18 protein-coding genes, 1 tRNA gene, 1 rRNA gene, 1 other RNA gene and 1 other annotated feature are annotated in these 19,447 nt (G+C 43.4%); of the genes, 17 read left to right on the forward strand and 4 right to left on the reverse strand.

What is annotated here, in order from left to right; translation table 11 throughout:
* From rrf to FILTAD_RS00715, 4 genes are all read left to right on the forward strand, one after another.
* Positions 1-73 (forward strand): 5S ribosomal RNA (gene rrf, locus FILTAD_RS16270); the annotation flags it as partial.
* Positions 74-822: 749 nt separating this feature from the next.
* Positions 823-1,302, forward strand: a complete 480-nt coding sequence (locus FILTAD_RS00705; protein WP_124068587.1) for a glutathione peroxidase — start codon at positions 823-825, stop codon at positions 1,300-1,302.
* 104 nt (positions 1,303-1,406) lie between these two features.
* Positions 1,407-2,873 (forward strand): IMP dehydrogenase, encoded by a 1,467-nt coding sequence (guaB, locus tag FILTAD_RS00710; RefSeq protein ID WP_124068588.1) that lies wholly within the window; start codon positions 1,407-1,409, stop codon positions 2,871-2,873.
* A gap of 155 nt (positions 2,874-3,028) precedes the next feature.
* Positions 3,029-4,372, forward strand: coding sequence for a serine hydrolase (locus FILTAD_RS00715; protein WP_282432562.1), 1,344 nt, complete (start codon positions 3,029-3,031; stop codon positions 4,370-4,372).
* Between the two features lie 42 nt (positions 4,373-4,414).
* On the opposite strand, the gene pdxR is transcribed toward FILTAD_RS00715, so the two are convergent.
* A complete protein-coding gene (pdxR, locus tag FILTAD_RS00720) occupies positions 4,415-5,836 on the reverse strand; it encodes a MocR-like pyridoxine biosynthesis transcription factor PdxR (RefSeq protein ID WP_124068603.1) in 1,422 nt (473 codons plus the stop codon).
* 100 nt (positions 5,837-5,936) lie between these two features.
* Between pdxR and pdxS the strand changes: the two genes are divergently transcribed.
* The gene (gene pdxS, locus FILTAD_RS00725; protein WP_124068589.1) at positions 5,937-6,782 is read left to right on the forward strand and encodes a pyridoxal 5'-phosphate synthase lyase subunit PdxS; all 846 of its coding nucleotides are present in this window, start codon (positions 5,937-5,939) and stop codon (positions 6,780-6,782) included.
* A 125-nt stretch (positions 6,783-6,907) separates the two neighbouring features.
* Positions 6,908-7,131: a binding site (T-box leader), on the forward strand.
* A 92-nt stretch (positions 7,132-7,223) separates the two neighbouring features.
* A complete protein-coding gene (gene serS / locus FILTAD_RS00730) occupies positions 7,224-8,501 on the forward strand; it encodes a serine--tRNA ligase (RefSeq protein WP_124068590.1) in 1,278 nt (425 codons plus the stop codon).
* Between the two features lie 29 nt (positions 8,502-8,530).
* Here serS and tadA read toward each other — a convergent pair whose 3' ends face one another.
* Positions 8,531-9,025, reverse strand: a complete 495-nt coding sequence (gene tadA / locus FILTAD_RS00735) for a tRNA adenosine(34) deaminase TadA (RefSeq protein ID WP_124068591.1) — start codon at positions 9,023-9,025, stop codon at positions 8,531-8,533.
* 142 nt (positions 9,026-9,167) lie between these two features.
* Here tadA and FILTAD_RS00740 point away from each other — a divergent pair, with 142 nt between their 5' ends.
* Entirely contained in the window at positions 9,168-9,785 is a 618-nt protein-coding gene (locus FILTAD_RS00740) for a deoxynucleoside kinase (RefSeq protein WP_124068592.1), read from the forward strand.
* Between the two features lie 16 nt (positions 9,786-9,801).
* Positions 9,802-10,470 (forward strand): deoxynucleoside kinase, encoded by a 669-nt coding sequence (locus FILTAD_RS00745; RefSeq protein WP_124068593.1) that lies wholly within the window; start codon positions 9,802-9,804, stop codon positions 10,468-10,470.
* Between the two features lie 43 nt (positions 10,471-10,513).
* Here the strand turns inward: FILTAD_RS00745 and FILTAD_RS00750 are convergent, their stop codons facing one another.
* A complete protein-coding gene (locus tag FILTAD_RS00750) occupies positions 10,514-11,881 on the reverse strand; it encodes an aspartate kinase (RefSeq protein ID WP_124068594.1) in 1,368 nt (455 codons plus the stop codon).
* 156 nt (positions 11,882-12,037) lie between these two features.
* Here FILTAD_RS00750 and FILTAD_RS00755 point away from each other — a divergent pair, with 156 nt between their 5' ends.
* Genes FILTAD_RS00755 through thrB form a run of 3 tightly spaced genes read left to right on the forward strand, consistent with a single transcriptional unit; the run spans position 12,038 to position 15,284 of the window.
* Positions 12,038-13,333, forward strand: coding sequence for a homoserine dehydrogenase (locus tag FILTAD_RS00755; RefSeq protein ID WP_124068595.1), 1,296 nt, complete (start codon positions 12,038-12,040; stop codon positions 13,331-13,333).
* Positions 13,333-14,391 carry a threonine synthase gene (gene thrC, locus FILTAD_RS00760; protein WP_124068596.1) on the forward strand — a complete coding sequence of 353 codons (1,059 nt, stop codon included), beginning with the start codon at positions 13,333-13,335 and terminating at the stop codon, positions 14,389-14,391. Before FILTAD_RS00755 ends, thrC begins: the two co-directional genes overlap by 1 nt.
* Positions 14,391-15,284, forward strand: a complete 894-nt coding sequence (thrB, locus tag FILTAD_RS00765; protein ID WP_124068597.1) for a homoserine kinase — start codon at positions 14,391-14,393, stop codon at positions 15,282-15,284. The genes thrC and thrB overlap by 1 nt, the downstream gene beginning before the upstream one ends.
* A 72-nt stretch (positions 15,285-15,356) precedes the next feature.
* Here the strand turns inward: thrB and FILTAD_RS00770 are convergent.
* Positions 15,357-15,449 (reverse strand) — tRNA-Ser (locus FILTAD_RS00770).
* Between the two features lie 117 nt (positions 15,450-15,566).
* On the opposite strand from FILTAD_RS00770, the gene ffs reads away from it, so the two are divergent.
* The 6 genes from ffs to FILTAD_RS00800 all read left to right on the forward strand — a co-directional run bounded on the left by ffs (position 15,567) and on the right by FILTAD_RS00800 (position 19,222).
* An RNA gene (gene ffs, locus FILTAD_RS00775) (signal recognition particle sRNA large type) lies at positions 15,567-15,833 on the forward strand.
* 126 nt (positions 15,834-15,959) lie between these two features.
* Positions 15,960-17,720, forward strand: coding sequence for a DNA polymerase III subunit gamma/tau (gene dnaX / locus FILTAD_RS00780; RefSeq protein ID WP_124068598.1), 1,761 nt, complete (start codon positions 15,960-15,962; stop codon positions 17,718-17,720).
* A 21-nt stretch (positions 17,721-17,741) separates the two neighbouring features.
* The gene (locus FILTAD_RS00785; protein WP_124068599.1) at positions 17,742-18,068 is read left to right on the forward strand and encodes a YbaB/EbfC family nucleoid-associated protein; all 327 of its coding nucleotides are present in this window, start codon (positions 17,742-17,744) and stop codon (positions 18,066-18,068) included.
* 11 nt (positions 18,069-18,079) lie between these two features.
* Positions 18,080-18,676 (forward strand): recombination mediator RecR, encoded by a 597-nt coding sequence (gene recR / locus FILTAD_RS00790; protein ID WP_124068600.1) that lies wholly within the window; start codon positions 18,080-18,082, stop codon positions 18,674-18,676.
* Positions 18,677-18,689: 13 nt separating this feature from the next.
* On the forward strand, positions 18,690-18,902 hold the full coding sequence (locus FILTAD_RS00795) for a YaaL family protein (RefSeq protein WP_124068601.1): 213 nt from the start codon (positions 18,690-18,692) through the stop codon (positions 18,900-18,902).
* A gap of 56 nt (positions 18,903-18,958) precedes the next feature.
* Positions 18,959-19,222, forward strand: a complete 264-nt coding sequence (locus FILTAD_RS00800) for a pro-sigmaK processing inhibitor BofA family protein (protein WP_238988106.1) — start codon at positions 18,959-18,961, stop codon at positions 19,220-19,222.
* The last annotated feature ends 225 nt before the right edge of the window (positions 19,223-19,447 follow it).

Here is a 19,447-nt window from a genome sequence, read left to right on the forward strand (position 1 = left end):
ACACGGAAGTTAAGCTCTTCAGCGCCGATGGTAGTTGGGGGTTTCCCCCTGTGAGAGTAGGACGTCGCCGGGCACCAAGAAAGTCATTGCTGAAAAGCAATGGCTTTTTTTAATGCCAAGAAATAAAAAACCCGAAGGGTGCCTTTGTTCAATGGACTGTGAGAAAGGGGAGGAGTGGTGGTGTTCGAGGAAGCAAAGGGAGGAGGATCGGAGCGTATGATATACGCGAGAACCGGACGACCGAAGCTGACGAAGAAATCTGCCGCTCATCATCGTTCGTAGCTCGAACACGGAAGTTAGGCACATGCGTCGATGGTAGTTGGGGATTTCACCCTGTGAGAGTAGGATATCGTGTGGGGTGCCAGTGGTCTAACACAATTCTGATTTGTGTTAGACCACTGGCACCTATTTTAATTGATCGAAACATACTCGCATTTGATCGCGCCAGGGGGATGTTTGATCGAAACATACTCGCATTTGATCACGCCAGGGGGTTGTTTGATCGAAACTTCATCGCCATTGATTGCACCTGCGCTAGAATTGAGCGAAAACACACCACCTTTGATTGCTTCCGCAGGATGATTGAGCGAAACCAAATCTTTTTAGTACCTTCGCTTATCGCGTGAGGTATCTACGAAGTACCGAAGCGGGTTTCATGGAATTACCAGTCTAGAATTCAATGGGAGGAGACATCCTCTGGTACAGTAGCGAACACAATGGAACTTTTTATTTCAAAAAGACAATCCAGAACCATTTTGCTTGTAATGCCTTTCATTAAAACCTACTGTTGAAGAAAGGCAAAACTGAAAGGGATGATTCTGCATGACAACTGTATATGACTTTACAGTCGAAAAAGCAGACGGTGATAAGTATTCCATGGACAACTATAGAGGAAAACCTCTTGTCATCGTGAACACCGCCAGTAAATGTGGATTTACAAGTCAATTCAAAGAACTACAAGAACTATATGATGAATACAAAGGAAAAGGGCTTGTCATTTTGGGCTTTCCTTCTGACAACTTTAATAACCAAGAGTTCGCTGAAATGGGGCAGACGATGGCGTTTTGCGAACTTAACTATGGAGTGACTTTTCCAATGTTCTCTAAAGTAAATGTAAAAGGCAATGCTATAGAACCTCTTTTCTCTTATCTTACCTCGCAGAAAAAAGGGATGATTACCGAAGGGATCAAGTGGAACTTTACGAAGTTCGTGATTGATCGTGATGGAAATATTGTAGAACGTTTTGCACCGCAGACAGCGCCCATTAAAATGAAAAAGGTAATTGAATGTATTGTTCAGTGAATTATAGGAATACTTTTACTTGTCGTTGCATCCTTGACAGCTATTGTGCTCGCTGATAACCTTTTAATAATATTCAAGTGAAACTTATAGGGAGGCGTAATGGAATGTGGGAATCTAAATTTGCACGTGAAGGGCTTACGTTCGATGATGTATTGCTAGTGCCAGGAGCATCTGAAGTGTTACCTAAGGAAGTGTCTCTTTCTGTTAACTTGACGGATAAAATCAAGTTAAATATTCCTGTTATCAGTGCAGGAATGGATACAGTAACAGAATCCAAAATGGCAATTTCGATGGCTCGTCAAGGTGGACTCGGGATTATTCATAAAAACATGAGCATTGAAGAACAAGCTGAGCAAGTCGTTACTGTTAAACGCTCAGAAAATGGGGTCATTACAAATCCTTTCTTCTTAACACCTGAACACCAAGTTTATGACGCAGAACATTTGATGGGTAAGTATCGTATTTCAGGCGTTCCAATTGTTGATAATACAGAGGACCTAAAGTTAATTGGTATTCTGACAAACCGTGATCTTCGGTTTGTCCAGGACTATTCACTTATTATCAGTGATGTAATGACGAAGGACAATCTTGTAACAGCACCTGTAGGAACGACATTAGAAGATGCTGAAAAGATTCTTCAAAAGTATAAGATTGAAAAGCTTCCTATCGTGGATGAGGCAGGTATCTTGAAAGGCCTAATCACAATCAAAGACATCGAGAAAGTGATTGAATTTCCAAATGCTGCAAAAGACAAGCAAGGTCGTTTGTTAGTGGGTGCTGCTGTTGGTGTTACGTCTGATACAATGACGCGTATAGATAAGCTTGTGAAAGCAGAAGTCGATGTTATTGTAATCGATACGGCTCATGGACATTCAAAAGGTGTTCTCGATACTGTTGCTGAGATTAGGAAACAGTATCCAGATCTTGATATAATTGCTGGGAATATTGCAACTGCCGAAGGGGCACGTGCCCTCTATGAGGCTGGTGCAGATGTAGTCAAAGTAGGAATTGGACCTGGATCTATTTGTACAACACGGGTTGTGGCCGGTGTCGGAGTACCGCAAATCACAGCTATTTATGAATGTGCCACAGAGGCACGTAAACAAGGTAAGACGATGATTGCGGATGGCGGTATCAAGTATTCAGGTGACATCGTTAAAGCACTTGCAGCAGGTGGACATGTCGTTATGCTTGGTAGTCTCCTTGCAGGTACAACGGAAAGCCCTGGACATACAGAGATCTTCCAAGGACGTCGTTTTAAAGTATATCGTGGTATGGGGTCTGTGTCTGCAATGGAAAGTGGTTCAAAAGATCGGTATTTCCAAGAAGATGCTAAAAAGCTTGTACCTGAAGGAATCGAAGGTCGTCTTCCATACAAGGGGGCCCTTGCAGACACAATTCATCAGCTAATTGGCGGAATACGTTCAGGAATGGGTTATTGCGGAACGAAGGATTTACATGATCTACGGGAAAATGCACAATTCATCCGTATGACAGGTGCTGGATTGCGTGAAAGTCATCCACACCAAGTGCAGATTACAAAAGAAGCACCAAACTATTCAATTTCATAATACAATAATCGGGTTTCAGATTTGTATGAATGGAACTTCAGCGCCTTTCCTGCGTCTATATATGAGCGGAAAGGTGCTTTTTTGTATTAGGACCCATGAAGTAATAAATATATGCTAAAATGATATGAAGAAATAGTATTAACGGAGGTAGAAGGGTGAAACAAAAAATGAGAAAATCGGTCGTGTTATTATTAATGCCATTGCTACTAATAATGACTCTTGGCTCGGTTCCGGCATATGCCGACACAACGCTTGGTATACATGTTGCGGGCGCAATTCTGATAGATGCTGATAGTGGAAAAATACTATATGAGGAAAATGCGGAAACACCACTTGGAATAGCAAGTATGACGAAGATGATGACAGAGTATATTCTTTTTGAGGCAATTGAGGATAAGAAAGTCAGTTGGGATCAAGAATATAAGGTGACTGATTACACATACGCCGTTTCACAAGATCGACGGTTAAGTAATGTCCCACTTCGAAGAGACGGTGTTTACACGATTCGTGAATTGTATGAAGCATTGGCAATCTACTCAGCGAATGCGGCAACGATTGCGATTGCAGAAACGATTGCAGGGACAGAGACCGAGTTTCTAAAGTTGATGGACGCCAAAGCAAAAGAACTTGGTTTGAAAGACTACAAGTTTGTCAATTCAACAGGTTTGAATAATTCTAGTTTACAAGGCATGCATCCACAAGGTACTGGTGAGAATGATGAAAACGTCATGCCTGCAAAGTCGGTTGCAAAGCTTGCATACAGTCTATTGAAAGATTATCCAGAAGTACTTGAAACTACTGCGATCAATTCAAAAGTATTCCGCGAGGGAACAACAGACGCGATTAAGATGGACAACTGGAATTTCATGCTCCCAGGTTTCGTATATGAATACGAAGGCGTTGACGGTTTGAAAACAGGTACGACCGATTTTGCTGGACATTGTTTTACGGGAACAGCAAAGCGTGACGGTAAACGTATTATCGCCGTTGTTATGAAAGCGGTTGATGCGAAAGGTATCGGTTCATACAAAGCACGATTCGATGCAACTCGTGCATTATTCGATTATGGATTTAGCCAATTCTCTGATGTAGAGTTTGCACCTGCAGGCTATACATTTAAAGATCAAAAAACACTTAACGTCAATAAAGGAAAAGAGAAAACAGTTTCAATTAAAGCGAAAGATCCTATTCACATGATGATAAAAACAAGTGAAAAGGATTTGTACAAGCCTGAACTTACAATCGATGAATCCAGTTTGAAGGATGGTGCACTACAGGCACCTATCAAAAAAGGAACAGTTGTTGGCCATGTGAATCTTGTCAAATCAGAAGGAATCGATTATGGCTTCATTGACGAAGGTAATATGGGATCGGATGTTGTAACGTCTGTAGCGGTTGAAAAAGCAGGTTGGTTCTCATTGATGATGGGAGCAATCGGTGACTTCTTCGTAAGTATTTGGAATAGTGCAACTGGTTTTGTTAAAGGGTTGTTTAATTAATAAAAGGCGATGGATCCGTTTATGGATCCATCGCCTTTTTACTTAGACTCTTAGATTGTCGTGGTTTTTTCTTATTTTCCAACACTCCATAAGACTGTCCACCGCTTTACTGATTTCTTCAATGGAAAACCCAGCAAAGCCAATGAGGAAAGATGCACTTCCTTGTACAGGCGTTGACCTGTACCCATTTAGTCCAGTTATAAGGATATTGGCATCTCTTGCCGCTTTTATTAACATTTCTTCGTCCGCATTAGTTTGAACTGTAATGATAATATGCATACCTGCTTCATCGCCTGAAAAAGAAATAGTAGGTGCGTAGGGTTGAAGTGCTTCCGTTAAAACTTGAAGTTTCCGTTTATAAATCTTCCGCATCCTATTGAGATGGCGCGAAAAGTGTCCGTTCGCCATGAAGTGGGCAAGAATGTGCTGATCAAGCCTTGGGACGGTTGACGAGTAGTGAATGAACGCGTTCGCATATCGAGCTAACAATACAGGAGGTAACACCATATAGGCGATTCTCAGGGAAGGCATGAGTGATTTTGAAAATGTGCTGATATAGATAACGTTATCGCCTTTGTCCATTCCATGCAGGGAAGGGATGGGACGGCCTACGTAGCGAAATTCACTATCATAATCATCTTCAATGACAAAATGATTGTCGTGTGTTGATGCCCAGTTTAGTAGAGCGGTTCTACGTGACGCAGACAAAACGGTACCAGTTGGAAATTGATGCGAAGGTGTAACGTATGCAACAGTCGCACCTGAGCGTTGTAGGCTTGCTACATCCATGCCTTCCCCATCAACTGCTATCGGTGTTACTTTACGGTTATTATGTAAAAAGACATGGTGTGTTAGCGGATAACCTGGATCTTCAATTGCATATACAGCATCCTTACCAAGAATACGGATAACGAGTGGCATAAGTTGTTCTGTACCAGAGCCGACGATAATTTGTTCAGGTGTACAATCGACGCCACGTGAATGATACAAATACTTTGCAATCTCTTTCCGCAGCTCTACGTCACCGTGTGGATGACCGAGAAGAAGAAGATGTTGTGAGGATTCATCCAGAACATTTTTTGCATGCTTTCGCCATTGTGTGAATGGGAATGAGTCCGTGTCAATCATACCCGGAGAGAAGTCGAACGAAACGGTCATTGCTTCACGGTTTTTGGATTTATTTATGGACTCCAAGGGTTCCGCATAGGCAAGTTCTTCAATGGCTTGTACATAAAAACCTTTTCTTGATTGTGAGGAAATGAACCCTTCGGCTATAAGTTGCGCATAGGCTACTTCAATGGTCGTCTGACTGACATTTAAAAATTCACCAAGTTTGCGTTTAGAAGGAAGTTTCATTCCCACTGGTAATTTGCCTTGCGTAATGTCCGACTGGATCTGATTGTAAATTTGTTCATATAAAGGTGTATCTTCTTTTTTATTTAACTGAACGAATAGCATCTCCATTGTCTTCACTCCATCTGACCTCTTCAATTGTTATGAAACTGAGTATTTTAATAAGGTCATTCTCTATTATACTGAGTAATAAGAAAAGGGGGAAGGTAAAATGAGTTTTCAATACGGCGGCGTCATCATGGATGTTATTAATGCAGAGCAAGCAAAAATAGCTGAGGCAGCAGGTGCAATTGCGGTTATGGCACTCGAACGTGTTCCTTCAGATATACGGGCAGCAGGCGGTGTAGCGCGCATGGCTGATCCACGCATCATTACGGAAGTCCAAGGAGCGGTTTCCATTCCCGTTATGGCAAAAGTGAGAATCGGGCATATATCCGAGGCACGTGTCCTTGAAGCGTTAGGTGTTGACTACATAGACGAAAGTGAAGTGCTGACACCGGCAGATGAAGAGTTCCACTTGTTGAAAAACGCATATAATGTTCCATTTGTTTGTGGTGCGCGTGATCTTGGTGAAGCAGCACGTCGTCTTGGCGAGGGGGCACAGATGCTCCGTACGAAAGGTGAACCGGGAACAGGTAATATCGTTGAAGCGGTTCGTCACCTACGTAAAGTAAATGCGCAAGTGAACAGACTTGTCCATATGAATGATGATGAAATCATGACGGAAGCCCGTAATCTAGGTGCGCCATATGAAATTCTCCTTGCGATTAAAAAGCATGGCAGACTCCCAGTAACGAATTATGCGGCAGGTGGTGTAGCAACTCCGGCAGATGCTGCGCTTATGATGGAACTCGGTGCAGACGGCGTATTCGTTGGATCTGGCATCTTCAAATCAGAGAACCCTGAAAAATTTGCACGTGCAATTGTTCAAGCAACACAAAATTTCAAAGACTATCGTCTGATTGGTGAACTTTCCAAAGATATTGGAACACCGATGAAAGGATTGGAACTTGCAGGTCTAGCAGCAGGTGACCGTATGTCGGAACGTGGCTGGTAACTAGCACATGAGCGGCGGGTGAGAAATCTCCCGCTTTTTTTGCATGCCCGGCGCCCGTTTACTGACACCGACTATAATGACTTGCCAAAGAGTCGTCTATATAGTAAGGTAATACTAATTTCAAACACGAGACGATGATGGGAAGTAGTAGCAGGAATGTTTTTTCAAAGAGAGTCGGCGGTTGGTGCAAGCCGATAAAAACACTTGTGAATCCGTCCTTGAGTTGCTGGGCTGAAACGAATCGTTTAGACCTATGCCGGTACTTGAACCGTTATTTCAATGGAGTGGGTTGGTCATAATAAATGTCCGGTCAATTTGGGTGGCAACGCGGGTAGTTCTCGTCCCTTTTATAGGGGATGGAGGGCTTTTTTTGTTGTCCGGATGTAATCATTTCAGATGAATACTTTCCATCATCGTCTAAAGTTTAAGGAGGAATTTACAATGTTGGATATCAAAAAAGTACGGAACAATTTTGATAAAGTCAAAGAAAAGCTTTCAAAACGCGGGGAGAACCTTGCAGACTTTGACAAGTTTGGCGGCCTTGATGAAAAACGGAGAGAATTGATTGCAAAAGTTGAGCAGTTAAAAGCAGAACGGAACGAAGCATCCCAAAAGGTTGCGGAAATGAAACGTAACAAGGAAAACGCGGATGACGTCATTGTGCGCATGCGGGAAGTTGGGGATGAAATCAAAGTCCTTGACGAAGAACTAAACAAAATTGAAGAAGACTTGAATTATATCATGATGCGCATCCCGAACATCCCGCATGAAAGCGTTCCGGTTGGGGATAGCGAGGATGATAACGTCGAGGTTCGTACATGGGGGCAAAAACCTGAATTCAACTTTGAAGCGAAACCACACTGGGAAATCGGAACAGACTTGAACCTTCTTGACTTTGAACGGGCTGCAAAAGTGACAGGTAGTCGCTTTGTCTTTTACCGTGGACTGGGTGCACGCCTAGAACGTGCATTGATCAACTTCATGCTAGATCTCCATATCGAGGAGCATGGCTATGAAGAAATACTACCTCCATATTTAGTGAACCGGACAAGCTTGACGGGAACAGGTCAACTACCGAAGTTCGAAGAAGATGCATTTTTGGTGAATGAAGAGGATTACTTCCTGATTCCGACATCTGAAGTGCCTGTGACAAACTTTTACCGTGAGGAAATTCTAAATGGCGAACAGTTACCAGCAGCGTTTGCTGCATATAGCACGAACTTCCGTTCAGAAGCAGGATCTGCGGGACGAGACACACGCGGTTTGATCCGCCAGCATCAGTTCAACAAAGTGGAACTTGTCCGCTTTGTAAAGCCGGAAGATTCATATGATGAGCTTGAAAAGTTGACAGGGCATGCAGAAAAAGTGCTGCAATTATTGAAACTTCCCTATCGTGTATTGAAAATGTGTACAGCGGATCTTGGATTTACAGCAGCAAAGAAATATGACCTTGAAGTATGGATTCCGACACAAGAAATGTACCGTGAAATTTCTTCTTGTTCAAATTTCGAAGACTTCCAGGCGCGTCGTGCACAAATACGTTTCCGCCGCGAAGCGAATGGAAAACCGGAATATGTCCATACTTTAAACGGTAGTGGTCTAGCAATCGGTCGTACGGTGGCAGCAATTCTCGAAAATTATCAACAAGAGGATGGATCAGTCGTAATTCCTGAAGTGCTTCGTCCATATATGGGCGGCAAAGAACGAATCACTTTATAATGAACAATCGTGCCAAACGTTATGAAACGTCAGGCACGATTGTTTTTTTTGTTCTCTTTTTTCCGTTCACGAATGGCCCTGAAAAATGCAGTGAGCATTTCCCCGCATTCTTCTGCTAGCACGCCTTCAGTTACATGACATTCATGATTGAAACGAGGATCATTCAATAACCGGTACAGTGAATCGACGCAGCCGCCTTTTAAATCTCGTGCTCCGTAGACGACGCGTGGAATCCGTGATTGAAGAATTGCACCGGCGCACATCGGACACGGTTCAAGCGTGACGTACAAAGTTGTGTCTTCGAGTCTCCAACTTCCGACTTCTTTGCATGCGTCCTGAATAGCGGATAACTCTGCATGGGTAACTGCATTTTGTGACGTTTCCCGTAAATTATGTGCGCGTGCAATCACTTTATCGTCATGGACGATGATTGCACCGATCGGGACTTCACCGAGTGCTTCAGCTTTCATCGCTTCGTCAATTGCCAACTGCATATACATACGATTTTTTTCAAAAGCATCCATTATCATCTCTCCCTATCTATAAGTGTAGCATTTTTCAGTACAAATTGTTCCACGTGGAAACATGCTATTGCTACTGTTCTTCAATTTCCGCGTGTGATAAAATAAGGAGCACTATACAATAAGATCTGAAGGAGGGCTTTACATGTCAGTCCCGTTCATAACGGTGGAAGGCCCGATTGGTGTGGGGAAAACATCACTTTCCAAAGCGATTGCAGAAACCCAACAATTCCATCTTTTAAAAGAAATCGTGGATGAAAATCCGTTTCTAAATAAATTTTACGCTAACATCGAGGAATGGAGCTTCCAAACCGAAATGTTTTTTCTTTGTAACCGTTACAAACAGCTAAGCGATATTAAAAACGAGATTAGGGAAGAACAAGTACCCGTTGTCGCCGATTATCATATCTTCAAAAACCTTATTTTTGCAAAGCGGACACTCAGTGCCCAGGAGTATACAAAATACGAAGAAATCTATAAAATCCTAACAACGGACATGCCTGTACCGAATGTCATCATCTATCTTCATGCGGGCCTGGAAACGCTTACGAAACGTATTGATATGCGTGGACGTGATTTCGAAAAAAACATGGATCCTTCCTATTTGCAACAGCTTGCCGAGGATTACGAAACATTCATCACTTCCTTTGAACATGCACATCCTGAAATACCTGTACTCCGTTTCAACGGGGACGAAATTGATTTTGTAAACAATGAAGGGGATTTGCAATTCATTTTACAGAAAGTCGATGCAACGATATAAAAAGGAGTTAATACGCATGAATTTACGTGAAAAATATGGCATCCCGCAAAGTGCAGTCATTACGATAGCAGGTACGGTCGGTGTCGGGAAATCTACAATGACGAAGGCACTTGCGAATGCATTGGATTTTAGAACATCATTTGAAAATGTCGACCAAAATCCATATCTTGACCGCTTTTACAATGACTTTGAAAAGTGGAGCTTCCACTTGCAAATCTATTTTCTTGCCGAGCGTTTCAAAGAACAAAAACGAATGTTCGAATACGGGGGCGGCTTCGTTCAAGACCGTTCAATCTATGAAGACACCGGTATATTTGCAAGAATGCATAAAGAAGAAGGAACAATGGATCCAGTCGACTATGAAACCTATACGAATTTGTTTGAAGCGATGGTCATGACGCCTTATTTCCCACATCCTGATTTACTGATTTACTTGGAGGGACCATTGGATGGCATTATTTCACGCGTACAAGAGCGTGGACGGCCAATGGAACAGGAAACTCCAATTTCGTACTGGGAAGAGATGTATGGGCGCTATGAGACATGGATTGAATCATTCAGTGCGTGTCCTGTACTACGTCTTGATATTAATGACTATGACCTTATTGGCAGACCGCATGAAGTGGAGTCAATCATCGAACGTATCGGTCATTTGCTTGAACAGACAACCATGTTGAGAAAATGAAATAAAAACGACACACTCTAAAAAGGAGTGTGTCGTTTTTACTTTAAGAATAAACAGGAACGGTTGAAAAGAATTCCTTGTATAGTTCTTTCAAAATTTTTGTTTCGTCTTCTTTAAGGACGCCAAAGACAAGACTCACTTCGGAAGACCCCTGGTTAATCATTTGGATGCTAGCACCTGTGCGTGCAATTGCAGAGGCGGCACGTGCAGCAAGACCAGTGGAGTGGCGCATTCCTTCACCGACAAGGACAATCATGGAGTAATTAGAATGCATATGTACGTCATCTGCATTCAGCTCCTCTTTCACTCGACTAATGATACGTGCTTCCTTATCCGCATCGATGAATTTACTTCGAATAATGACGGATAAGTTATCAATACCGGAAGGCGTATGTTCAAATGGAATTTCTTCTTCTTCTAAGATTTGCAATAACTTTCTTCCGAAACCGATTTCCTGGTTCATTAAATACTTATCGACAAACAGTGTAGAGAATCCACTATCTGCAGCAATGCCGATTACCGGCTGTGCAAAGTGATTTCGTTCAGTAACAATAAGTGTTCCGGGTGCTTCCGGGTTATTTGTGTTTTTAATACATACAGGAACAGACCGCTGGAATGCAGGCATAAGTGCCTCGTCGTGGAAGACCGAGAATCCTGCATAGGCCAGTTCTCGCATTTCCCGATAGGTCATCTTTCCGATGGCGACGGGATTGTCCACGACAGTCGGGTTTGCTGCAAAAACGGAGTCGACATCCGTAAAGTTTTCATACAGCTCTGCATCGGTCGCCGCCGCAAGAAGGGATCCGGTGATATCAGAGCCCCCCCGATTAAATGTACGCAGTATTCCGTCTTCCGTGTAGCCAAAAAAACCGGGAAATACGATGATGCCAGGCATGTGACGTAGTTGTGCGAGTCGTTCGTTACCTTTAGGCAGTGCACGTACACGTTCAGGTCGTTTGTTTACAAGTAGACCGGCCTCTTTCGGGCAGACGTATTGGGCTTGAAGTCCAATGGATGTAAAATAGGCGGCCACCAATTTGGCACTATTGTCTTCACCGGCCGCTTTCATGCAATCCATGAATAGGGATGAATCAGTTTGGTTGTTGGAAAGACGACTCGTTAAATCACTTTCGATAATACGAACAATATCTTCTGACAGCCCAAGACCGTATGCAATCATTCGATAACGATCGACTACAGCATTTACTTTGTAATCCGTGTTTCCTCCGTTTAGCGCTGTTTCTGCGAGACTAATTAATAAGTCAGTTACTTTCTCATCTCCGTCAAACCTTTTTCCTGGCGCTGATACAACAATCACCTTGCGGGAAGGATCTGCTGTCACGATTTGCATGACTTTTTTGATTTGCTCAGCTGAGGCAACCGATGTTCCGCCAAATTTACATACTTTCATTTTCATCAAGTCCAATCTATTAAGTATAGGTATTTTAGTATTTCCTGAACTTTATTGACTCGTGGGGTTGTTATTGTTTGAATATTTAACTATAATGTCCTTATGTAAAGAACAATTGTTTTTTCATAGTGTACATATAGTTAGGGGAGTCGTCAAATGAAAAATCAGATTACTATTGGATTATTAGGTTTCGGGGTTGTAGGTAGTGGGGTTGCAAAAATTCTACAAAATCACCAAGAGGATCTTCGCCACAAGCTAGGTGTACCCGTGACTATTAAAAAAGTACTTGTTAAACATATAGATAAGCAGAGAGGAACAGAGTTTGCATCTGACGTCTTCACGAACAATTTGAATGACGTGATTAATGACCCTTCAATCGACTTAATCGTGGAAGTAATAGGCGGAACAAGTGAAGCGAAGGATGCTATTGAACGCTCATTACGAGCAGGCAAAGGTGTAGTAACAGCGAATAAGGACGTTATGGCAGAGTATGGTATGGAATTGTTGAAACTGGCTGATGAAAACAAATGTGATTTGTTCTATGAGGCGAGTGTAGGCGGAGGTATTCCATTGATACGGACGCTTGAAGATGGACTGGCTTCCGATCGAATCCGTGCATTGACAGGCATTGTAAACGGGACGACGAATTTCATCTTAACGAAAATGAAACATGAAAATATGTCCTATGAAGATGCATTGGCAGAAGCAACAGAACTTGGTTTCGCGGAGGCTGATCCGTCAGCGGACGTGGATGGAATCGATGCAGCTCGAAAGATGGTTATTTTGGCTTCTCTATCATTCTCGATGGAAGTGCGTCTCGAAGATGTACTCGTTAGAGGCTTAAAGGAGATTCAGGATGGTGATCTGGAGCTTGCAGCATGGTTTGGCTATACGGTGAAACTTGCAGGGTCCGCAAAAAAAGATGTAGACGGTATTGAAGTGGCGGTTGAACCTGTATTTTTCCTGAATTCACACCCGCTTGCATCGGTGAATAACGAATACAATGCGGTATACATTTACGGTGATACAGTTGGGGAAACGATGTTTTACGGTCCGGGTGCAGGATCATTACCAACGGCAACATCTGTCACGGGAGATATTATTGCAGCATGCCGCAACCTACTTCTTGGTGTAAATGGTAAAAGACTTCATGCACCGCAATTTGAGCGAAAGGTGAAAAGTGATAGCAACCGGTTCTCACGTTATTTCCACCGCATTTTTGTGAAAGACGAAGTGGGTGTTTTATCAAAACTAACGGCTATTTACAGTGAACATGGAGCAAGTCTGGCATCCGTCGTCCAACATCCACGTAAGGATGGAGAGGGGGCTGAACTTATTTTCATCACGCATCAAATGTCACGACAGCAGCATCTCAATATTGTCAATGAGTTGAATGAGACGTCTGAGGTGGTCAGTGTATTGAGTCACTACCGTGTGGAGGGGGAAGAATGATGAAAAGATGGAATGGATTGATTGACGAATATAAAGAATGGTTGCCGGTATCGGAAGAAACACCCCAGTTGACGTTACAAGAAGGGAATACACCACTCATTCACTTAACGAATTTGTCAAAGGAGTGGGGTATCAATCTATATGTTAAAACAGAGGGAACGAATCCAACGGGCTCTTTTAAAGATCGCGGGATGGTAATGGCGGTTGCAAAAGCGAAAGAAGAAGGCAAATCGGTTCTTATCTGTGCATCGACAGGGAATACATCCGCATCAGCGGCGGCATATGGAGCCCGTGCAGGCATGCGAACAATCGTTGTCATTCCCGATGGAAGAATTGCACTTGGGAAGTTAGCACAAGCGAAGATGTACGGAGCGGAGATTGTTGCCATTGAAGGGAACTTCGACGAAGCACTTAACATGGTGCGGGAAGTCGCACAGGACAAGGTTGCTCTTGTGAACTCCGTTAATCCTTATCGTTTGGAAGGGCAAAAGACAATCGCGTTTGAAACGATTGAACAACTTGGCAAAGTACCTGATATTTTTGCGCTGCCTGTCGGTAACGCCGGGAATATTTCCGCTGCCTGGAAAGGTTTCAAAGAATACGCAGAGCGTAAAGGTACGACATTGCCCGTATTACTTGGCGTACAAGCAGATGGGGCGGCTCCAATCGTCTATGATCGTGTGTTTGAAGAACCGGAAACGGTCGCAACAGCTATCCGAATCGGTAATCCTGCAAGTTGGGGCTTGGCAAAGAATGCACTTGCAGAGTCAAATGGAGCTATTTTATCAGTAACAGATAAAGAAATCTTGGAAGCTTATAGCCTTCTTGCCTCATCAGAAGGAATCTTCGCAGAACCAGCATCTTGTGCAACAGTCGCGGGTATTAAGAAACGATTGGACGCAGGGCTATTGGCGAAAGGTTCAACAGTCGTCGGCGTCTTAACGGGGAATGGTTTGAAAGATCCCGAGACGGCTATTTTAGTGAATGAAGACAAGCCTCTTCTATCCAGAGAACATTTTGATGCCTTTCTTGGCAGTTTGAAAGTGGGAAGCATTTAATGGGAAGGGATGGTTTTTCGGTTGTCGTTCCTGCGACTACTGCAAATCTTGGTCCTGGTTTCGACAGCATCGGTCTGGCACTGTCTTTGTATATGACGGTTGATGTATTGCCGGCGGAAGAGTGGAAAGTCATCAATGAAGGTGATGAATATAAAAGTTTACCTGTCGGGGAAGAAAATTTGATTGTGAAAACAATACTGGATGTCGCCGCTCGGTACAAACAGATATCTCCCCCTCTTCAACTTACTGTAAAAACGGATATCCCGTTAGGTAAAGGACTTGGCAGCAGTGCAACTGCAATTGCAGCGGGTATTGTAATTGCAGATCATCTGCTGGAGTTGAAACTTTCATTGAAAGAAAAAGTGAAGATCGGCAGCGAATCGGAAGGCCATGCAGATAATGTGTCGGCTGCATTACTTGGGGGTGTCACGGTATCTTACTTCAATGGAGAAGATATCGATGTCATTCATATTAAGGAGCCAAATATCGGTGCGGTTATACTCGTACCACCAAACGCACTACGGACAGAAGAATCGAGAGGGCTTCTCCCTGCAAAGTTGGATCACGCGGAAGGGGTACTTGGTAGTGCAGCAAGCAGCGTGATGACTGCCGCAATTGCACAAGACGATTGGGAGACGGCAGGTTGGATGATGGAAAAGGATATATTCCATGAAGCATACCGTAAGCAGTTGTTTCAGGAGTTTGATGCTATACGGAAAAAGTGCAAAGACCTAGGCGCGTATGGGATGACAATTAGTGGAGCCGGTCCTTCCTTGTTCATCGCCGTGAAACAGGGTGATCAAGCTAACTTAGCAAAAACTTTAGCGGTAGCATTTCCATACTACACAGCGATAGCGGTTAGCCCTTCTATCCTCGGTGCAAGAGTTAATTAATGAAAATAAAAAAAGGCAGCGAATTCGCTGCCTTTACTACTTGTATAATTAAATTTAGTTTAAGTTTAAAAATGGAGGAGGAAGAGGGATTCGAACCCCCGCGGGATTTGACTCCCCTGTCGGTTTTCAAGACCGATCCCTTCAGCCAGGCTTGGGTATTCCTCCGTGTCAACAGAATATAATTTATCACGTATAGATTTAGATGTCAACAGTTTTGTGGGAAAAGTTTGTTCACATCTTTTCATTTGATTTAATCTACCAAAATGGGTATACTAATAAGTGCCGTGCTAGGTGGGGAGATAGCGGTGTCCTGTAACTTGCAATCCGCTCTAGCAAGACTGAATCCCTTTCCGAGGTTGTCCATATTGTAGGGCCTGCCTCTTGCACGTAGTGTTGACGTTTGGGTCCCGCGCAATGGGAATCCATGAACCATGTCAGATCCGGAAGGAAGCAGCATTAAGTGGAATTTCTCATGTGCCGCGGGGTCGCCTAGACCGAGCTGGCGACAGGAGTAACGCTTATGTATGGCTGTCGGAGAAAGGTGCACGGCATTAATATTATCATTCAACTCGCTCTTAATTGGGCGAGTTTTTTTATTGCTTAGAAAAGGTTTCTGGAGGAGCTTTGTGCTATACTGGAAACATTAACGCATTGCGTCAAAAGGAGTGGGAACTGTTGGTGTATCAAGCTTTTTATCGTGTATACCGACCTCAGTCATTTGCTGAGATGTCGGGGCAGCAACATGTCAAACAAACACTTCAAAACGCCCTTCTTCATAATAAGACGACACATGCTTATTTATTTTCAGGACCAAGGGGCACAGGGAAAACAAGTGCGGCAAAAGTTTTTGCGAAAGCATTGAATTGTGAAAACGGACCTGCAAAAGAACCGTGCAATGAATGCCCCGCTTGTCTCAGCATTACGGAGGGTTCAAATACGGATGTCATCGAATTTGATGCGGCGTCGAATTCCCGAGTTGAGGAAATGCGTGACATCATTGAAAAAGTACGTTTTGCACCGTCGAGTGCGCGCTTCAAGGTGTATATCATCGATGAGGTGCATATGTTATCTAATTCGGCGTTCAATGCATTGTTGAAAACGCTTGAGGAGCCACCGCCACACGCTGTCTTTATATTAGCAACGACCGAACCGCATAAGTTGCCGCTTACAATCATTTCGAGATGTCAGCGTTTCGACTTCAAACCGATTACACCGATTGATATTATAGACCGAATGAAAGTGGTGCTTGCCGATGCGGGTATTAATTCTGACGAAGGTGCGTTAAAAGTTATCGCTCAAGCGGCTTCAGGCGGTATGCGTGACGCACTCAGTATGCTTGACCAAGTCGTATCTTTCAGTGGGGATAAGCTGACGGTTGAAGACGCTCTTCTTGTTACAGGTTCAATAGGTGAAGATACATTCCATCATTTGGCAGAGGCGTTACTTGGAAAAGATGCTGGTACGGCGTTATCACTTTTAGATCAACTCATTGCAGAGGGTAAGGACGTTTCCAGGCTTGCTGAAGACCTAATAACGTTCTTCAGGGATCTCCTACTTCTACGAACAGCCCCGGACCTGCGGGGTCTTCTTGAACTCATTTCAAGTGATGAACGGTTTGTAGAAATGGCGAAAGCATTCGAACCTGATACTTTGTATGCTTATATTGATATACTTGCGAAAACGCAGCAAGAAATGCGGTTCTCCAATCATGCGAAGGTCTATATCGAATCAGCAGTCTTGAAGATGATCCACATTGAGGGTAGTCACACGCGAAGAGAAGGTAATGTGCAAACGGCTGACTCAGGGTTTATGCAGAAAGTAGCGGAGCTTGAGCAAATGATTGTACAGTTGCAACAACAGGTCGTGAATGGTGTTGGAGTGCAGTCGGCTGCAGAACGTACTACACAACCTCGTAAGAATGCTTCGAAGTCATCGCAATCTTTCAAAGTCCCGACTGGGAAGATACATGAAACATTAAAATTTGCTACAAAACAAGATATTCATACGATTCGCGAAGAGTGGGCGGGTATGATGAGAACAATGCAAAAATCCCACGCTGCCCTTCTTGAAGAAACAGAACCAGTTGCCGCATCGGAGAAAGCTTTTGTGTTAAAATTCAAATATGAAATCCATTGCCTTATGGCATCTGAAAATCCATCGCTTAAATCTGGTCTGTCAGAAGCCTTGCGTTCCCGAACCGGTAAGGCTTATGAAGTGATTTACGTTCCGGAACAGGCCTGGTTAAAGGTTAGGGAAGACTTCATACAGAAAAATGGATTGGCTAAACAGCAGGACCCCCGACCATCTGATGTAGAAGGGGTCGCAGAAGAAACACTTTCTTTCGTAAAGGAAGCTGAACAGGAAAATGTGGATGTACTCGTAACAGAGGCAGAAAAGATTTTCGGCAAGGATTTCATAACCGTCTATGACGATTAAAAATTTGAGGAGGAAATAACTATGCGTGGTATGGGAAATGGAAATATGCAAGGTATGATGAAACAAATGCAGAAAATGCAAAAGAAAATGGCTGAGGCTCAAGAAGAACTTGGCGAAAAGCGTCTTGAGGGTACAGCGGGTGGCGGAATGGTGAAAGTGGTCGTTTCCGGAGATAAGCAAGTACTCGAGGTTGTTATGGACCCTTCTGTAATAGACCCTGAAGATGTTGAAATGCTGCAGGATCTTGTTGTTATCGCAACGAATGATGCAATGGCTAAGGCAGAAGAATTGACGAACTCCACGATGGGACAATTCACGAAAGGATTGAACCTTCCCGGAATGTTCTAGGAGGAAAAACAATGCACTATCCCGAACCAATTTCAAAGCTAATTGATAGCTTTATGAAACTGCCAGGCATCGGCCCGAAAACGGCCGGTCGACTGGCATTTTTCGTCTTAAGTATGAAAGAAGATACCGTGTTGGATTTTGCGAAAGCGCTTGTTGACGCGAAAAGGAATCTCCGTTTTTGTTCGGTTTGCGGGCACATTACGGATATCGACCCATGTCATATTTGCCAAGATAAACAACGGGATGGTACGACGATTTGTGTTGTTCAGGATCCCAAAGACGTCATAGCGTTGGAGAAGATGAGAGATTACAACGGACTCTATCATGTTCTTCATGGAGCAATTTCTCCGATGGATGGAATAGGACCCGAAGATATAAATGTTCCATCCTTACTAACTCGTCTTCAAGACGAAGAAGTGGTGGAATTGATTCTCGCCACGAATCCGACAATTGAAGGGGAAGCAACAGCGATGTATATTTCAAGACTCGTGAGACCTTCGGGAATTCGAACTACAAGGATTGCGCACGGACTGCCGGTTGGTGGAGACCTTGAATACGCAGATGAAGTGACATTGTCGAAGGCGCTGGAAGGACGTCGGGAGTTGTAGGGGGGCGCAATGCATGTTTGGTAGAAAAGCAAAGCTTAAAAAAGAGTTTGATGAACGTCTTCGTTCGTTAATGGTCGAAACGAAAGAGGATTGGGAAAAAGCAAAAGGAATCGAAAGACACCTCCATGACTACGATCAAGAGATACTCGTCCGTAGGAAGATTGCTGAAAGCAAACATTTTTACCTGTTTAAAGAAGCGAAGATCCGCAAGCTTGGCAAGGATTGATATATTTTCACGGGAACCGCATAGAATGGATTAATCGTTTGAAAGGGGCGTTACCCGTGGAAATTATCAGCATTCTTGTAATTGGAACAGTTCTTCTTCTATTACTAATGATGAACAAGAAACAGATTCAGAAAGCTTCGGAAAGACTATCGGTGTATTGGTTTCGATTGGCATTTGCATTCCTTGTGTTATTCGCTATGAATGTCGCTGGAGGATTCATTGGTATTTATGTACCCATAAACATTGCTTCCGGGTTATTGCTCGCAGTTTTAGGTATCCCTGGATTCGCGGCGTTATGTGCTTTTGCGGTGTTTTTATAAAAAGGTTTATTAAAAGTGTTGACATGTGCATCTGGATGTTGTAATCTTATGTATGTCGCCAACGAGGGACACAATATGAACCTTGAAAACTGAACAGCAAAACGTCAATGAAATACAGCGAGAGTGCCAAGTGTACTCGCGCAAAACATTTCTGAGCATCCAACTTTTGTTGGAGCGGAGAAATACAAATTGTCATTAACGAAGGATTGAAATACATTCTTTTAA

Source organism: Filibacter tadaridae (assembly GCF_900609045.1).
In the GTDB taxonomy this organism is placed as follows: Bacteria; Bacillota; Bacilli; order Bacillales_A; family Planococcaceae; genus Sporosarcina; species Sporosarcina tadaridae.

Coding starts and splice junctions, on each gene's coding strand:
- serS (WP_124068590.1), top strand. CDS start 7,224: ATGTTGGATATCAAAAAAGTACGGAACAATTTTGATAAAGTCAAAGAA.
- FILTAD_RS00740 (WP_124068592.1), top strand. CDS start 9,168: ATGTCAGTCCCGTTCATAACGGTGGAAGGCCCGATTGGTGTGGGGAAA.
- thrB (WP_124068597.1), top strand. CDS start 14,391: ATGGGAAGGGATGGTTTTTCGGTTGTCGTTCCTGCGACTACTGCAAAT.
- pdxR (WP_124068603.1), bottom strand. CDS start 5,836: ATGGAGATGCTATTCGTTCAGTTAAATAAAAAAGAAGATACACCTTTA.
- guaB (WP_124068588.1), top strand. CDS start 1,407: ATGTGGGAATCTAAATTTGCACGTGAAGGGCTTACGTTCGATGATGTA.
- FILTAD_RS00705 (WP_124068587.1), top strand. CDS start 823: ATGACAACTGTATATGACTTTACAGTCGAAAAAGCAGACGGTGATAAG.
- recR (WP_124068600.1), top strand. CDS start 18,080: ATGCACTATCCCGAACCAATTTCAAAGCTAATTGATAGCTTTATGAAA.
- FILTAD_RS00750 (WP_124068594.1), bottom strand. CDS start 11,881: ATGAAAGTATGTAAATTTGGCGGAACATCGGTTGCCTCAGCTGAGCAA.
- tadA (WP_124068591.1), bottom strand. CDS start 9,025: ATGGATGCTTTTGAAAAAAATCGTATGTATATGCAGTTGGCAATTGAC.
- thrC (WP_124068596.1), top strand. CDS start 13,333: ATGAAAAGATGGAATGGATTGATTGACGAATATAAAGAATGGTTGCCG.
- FILTAD_RS00755 (WP_124068595.1), top strand. CDS start 12,038: ATGAAAAATCAGATTACTATTGGATTATTAGGTTTCGGGGTTGTAGGT.
- FILTAD_RS00745 (WP_124068593.1), top strand. CDS start 9,802: ATGAATTTACGTGAAAAATATGGCATCCCGCAAAGTGCAGTCATTACG.
- pdxS (WP_124068589.1), top strand. CDS start 5,937: ATGAGTTTTCAATACGGCGGCGTCATCATGGATGTTATTAATGCAGAG.
- FILTAD_RS00795 (WP_124068601.1), top strand. CDS start 18,690: ATGTTTGGTAGAAAAGCAAAGCTTAAAAAAGAGTTTGATGAACGTCTT.
- FILTAD_RS00785 (WP_124068599.1), top strand. CDS start 17,742: ATGCGTGGTATGGGAAATGGAAATATGCAAGGTATGATGAAACAAATG.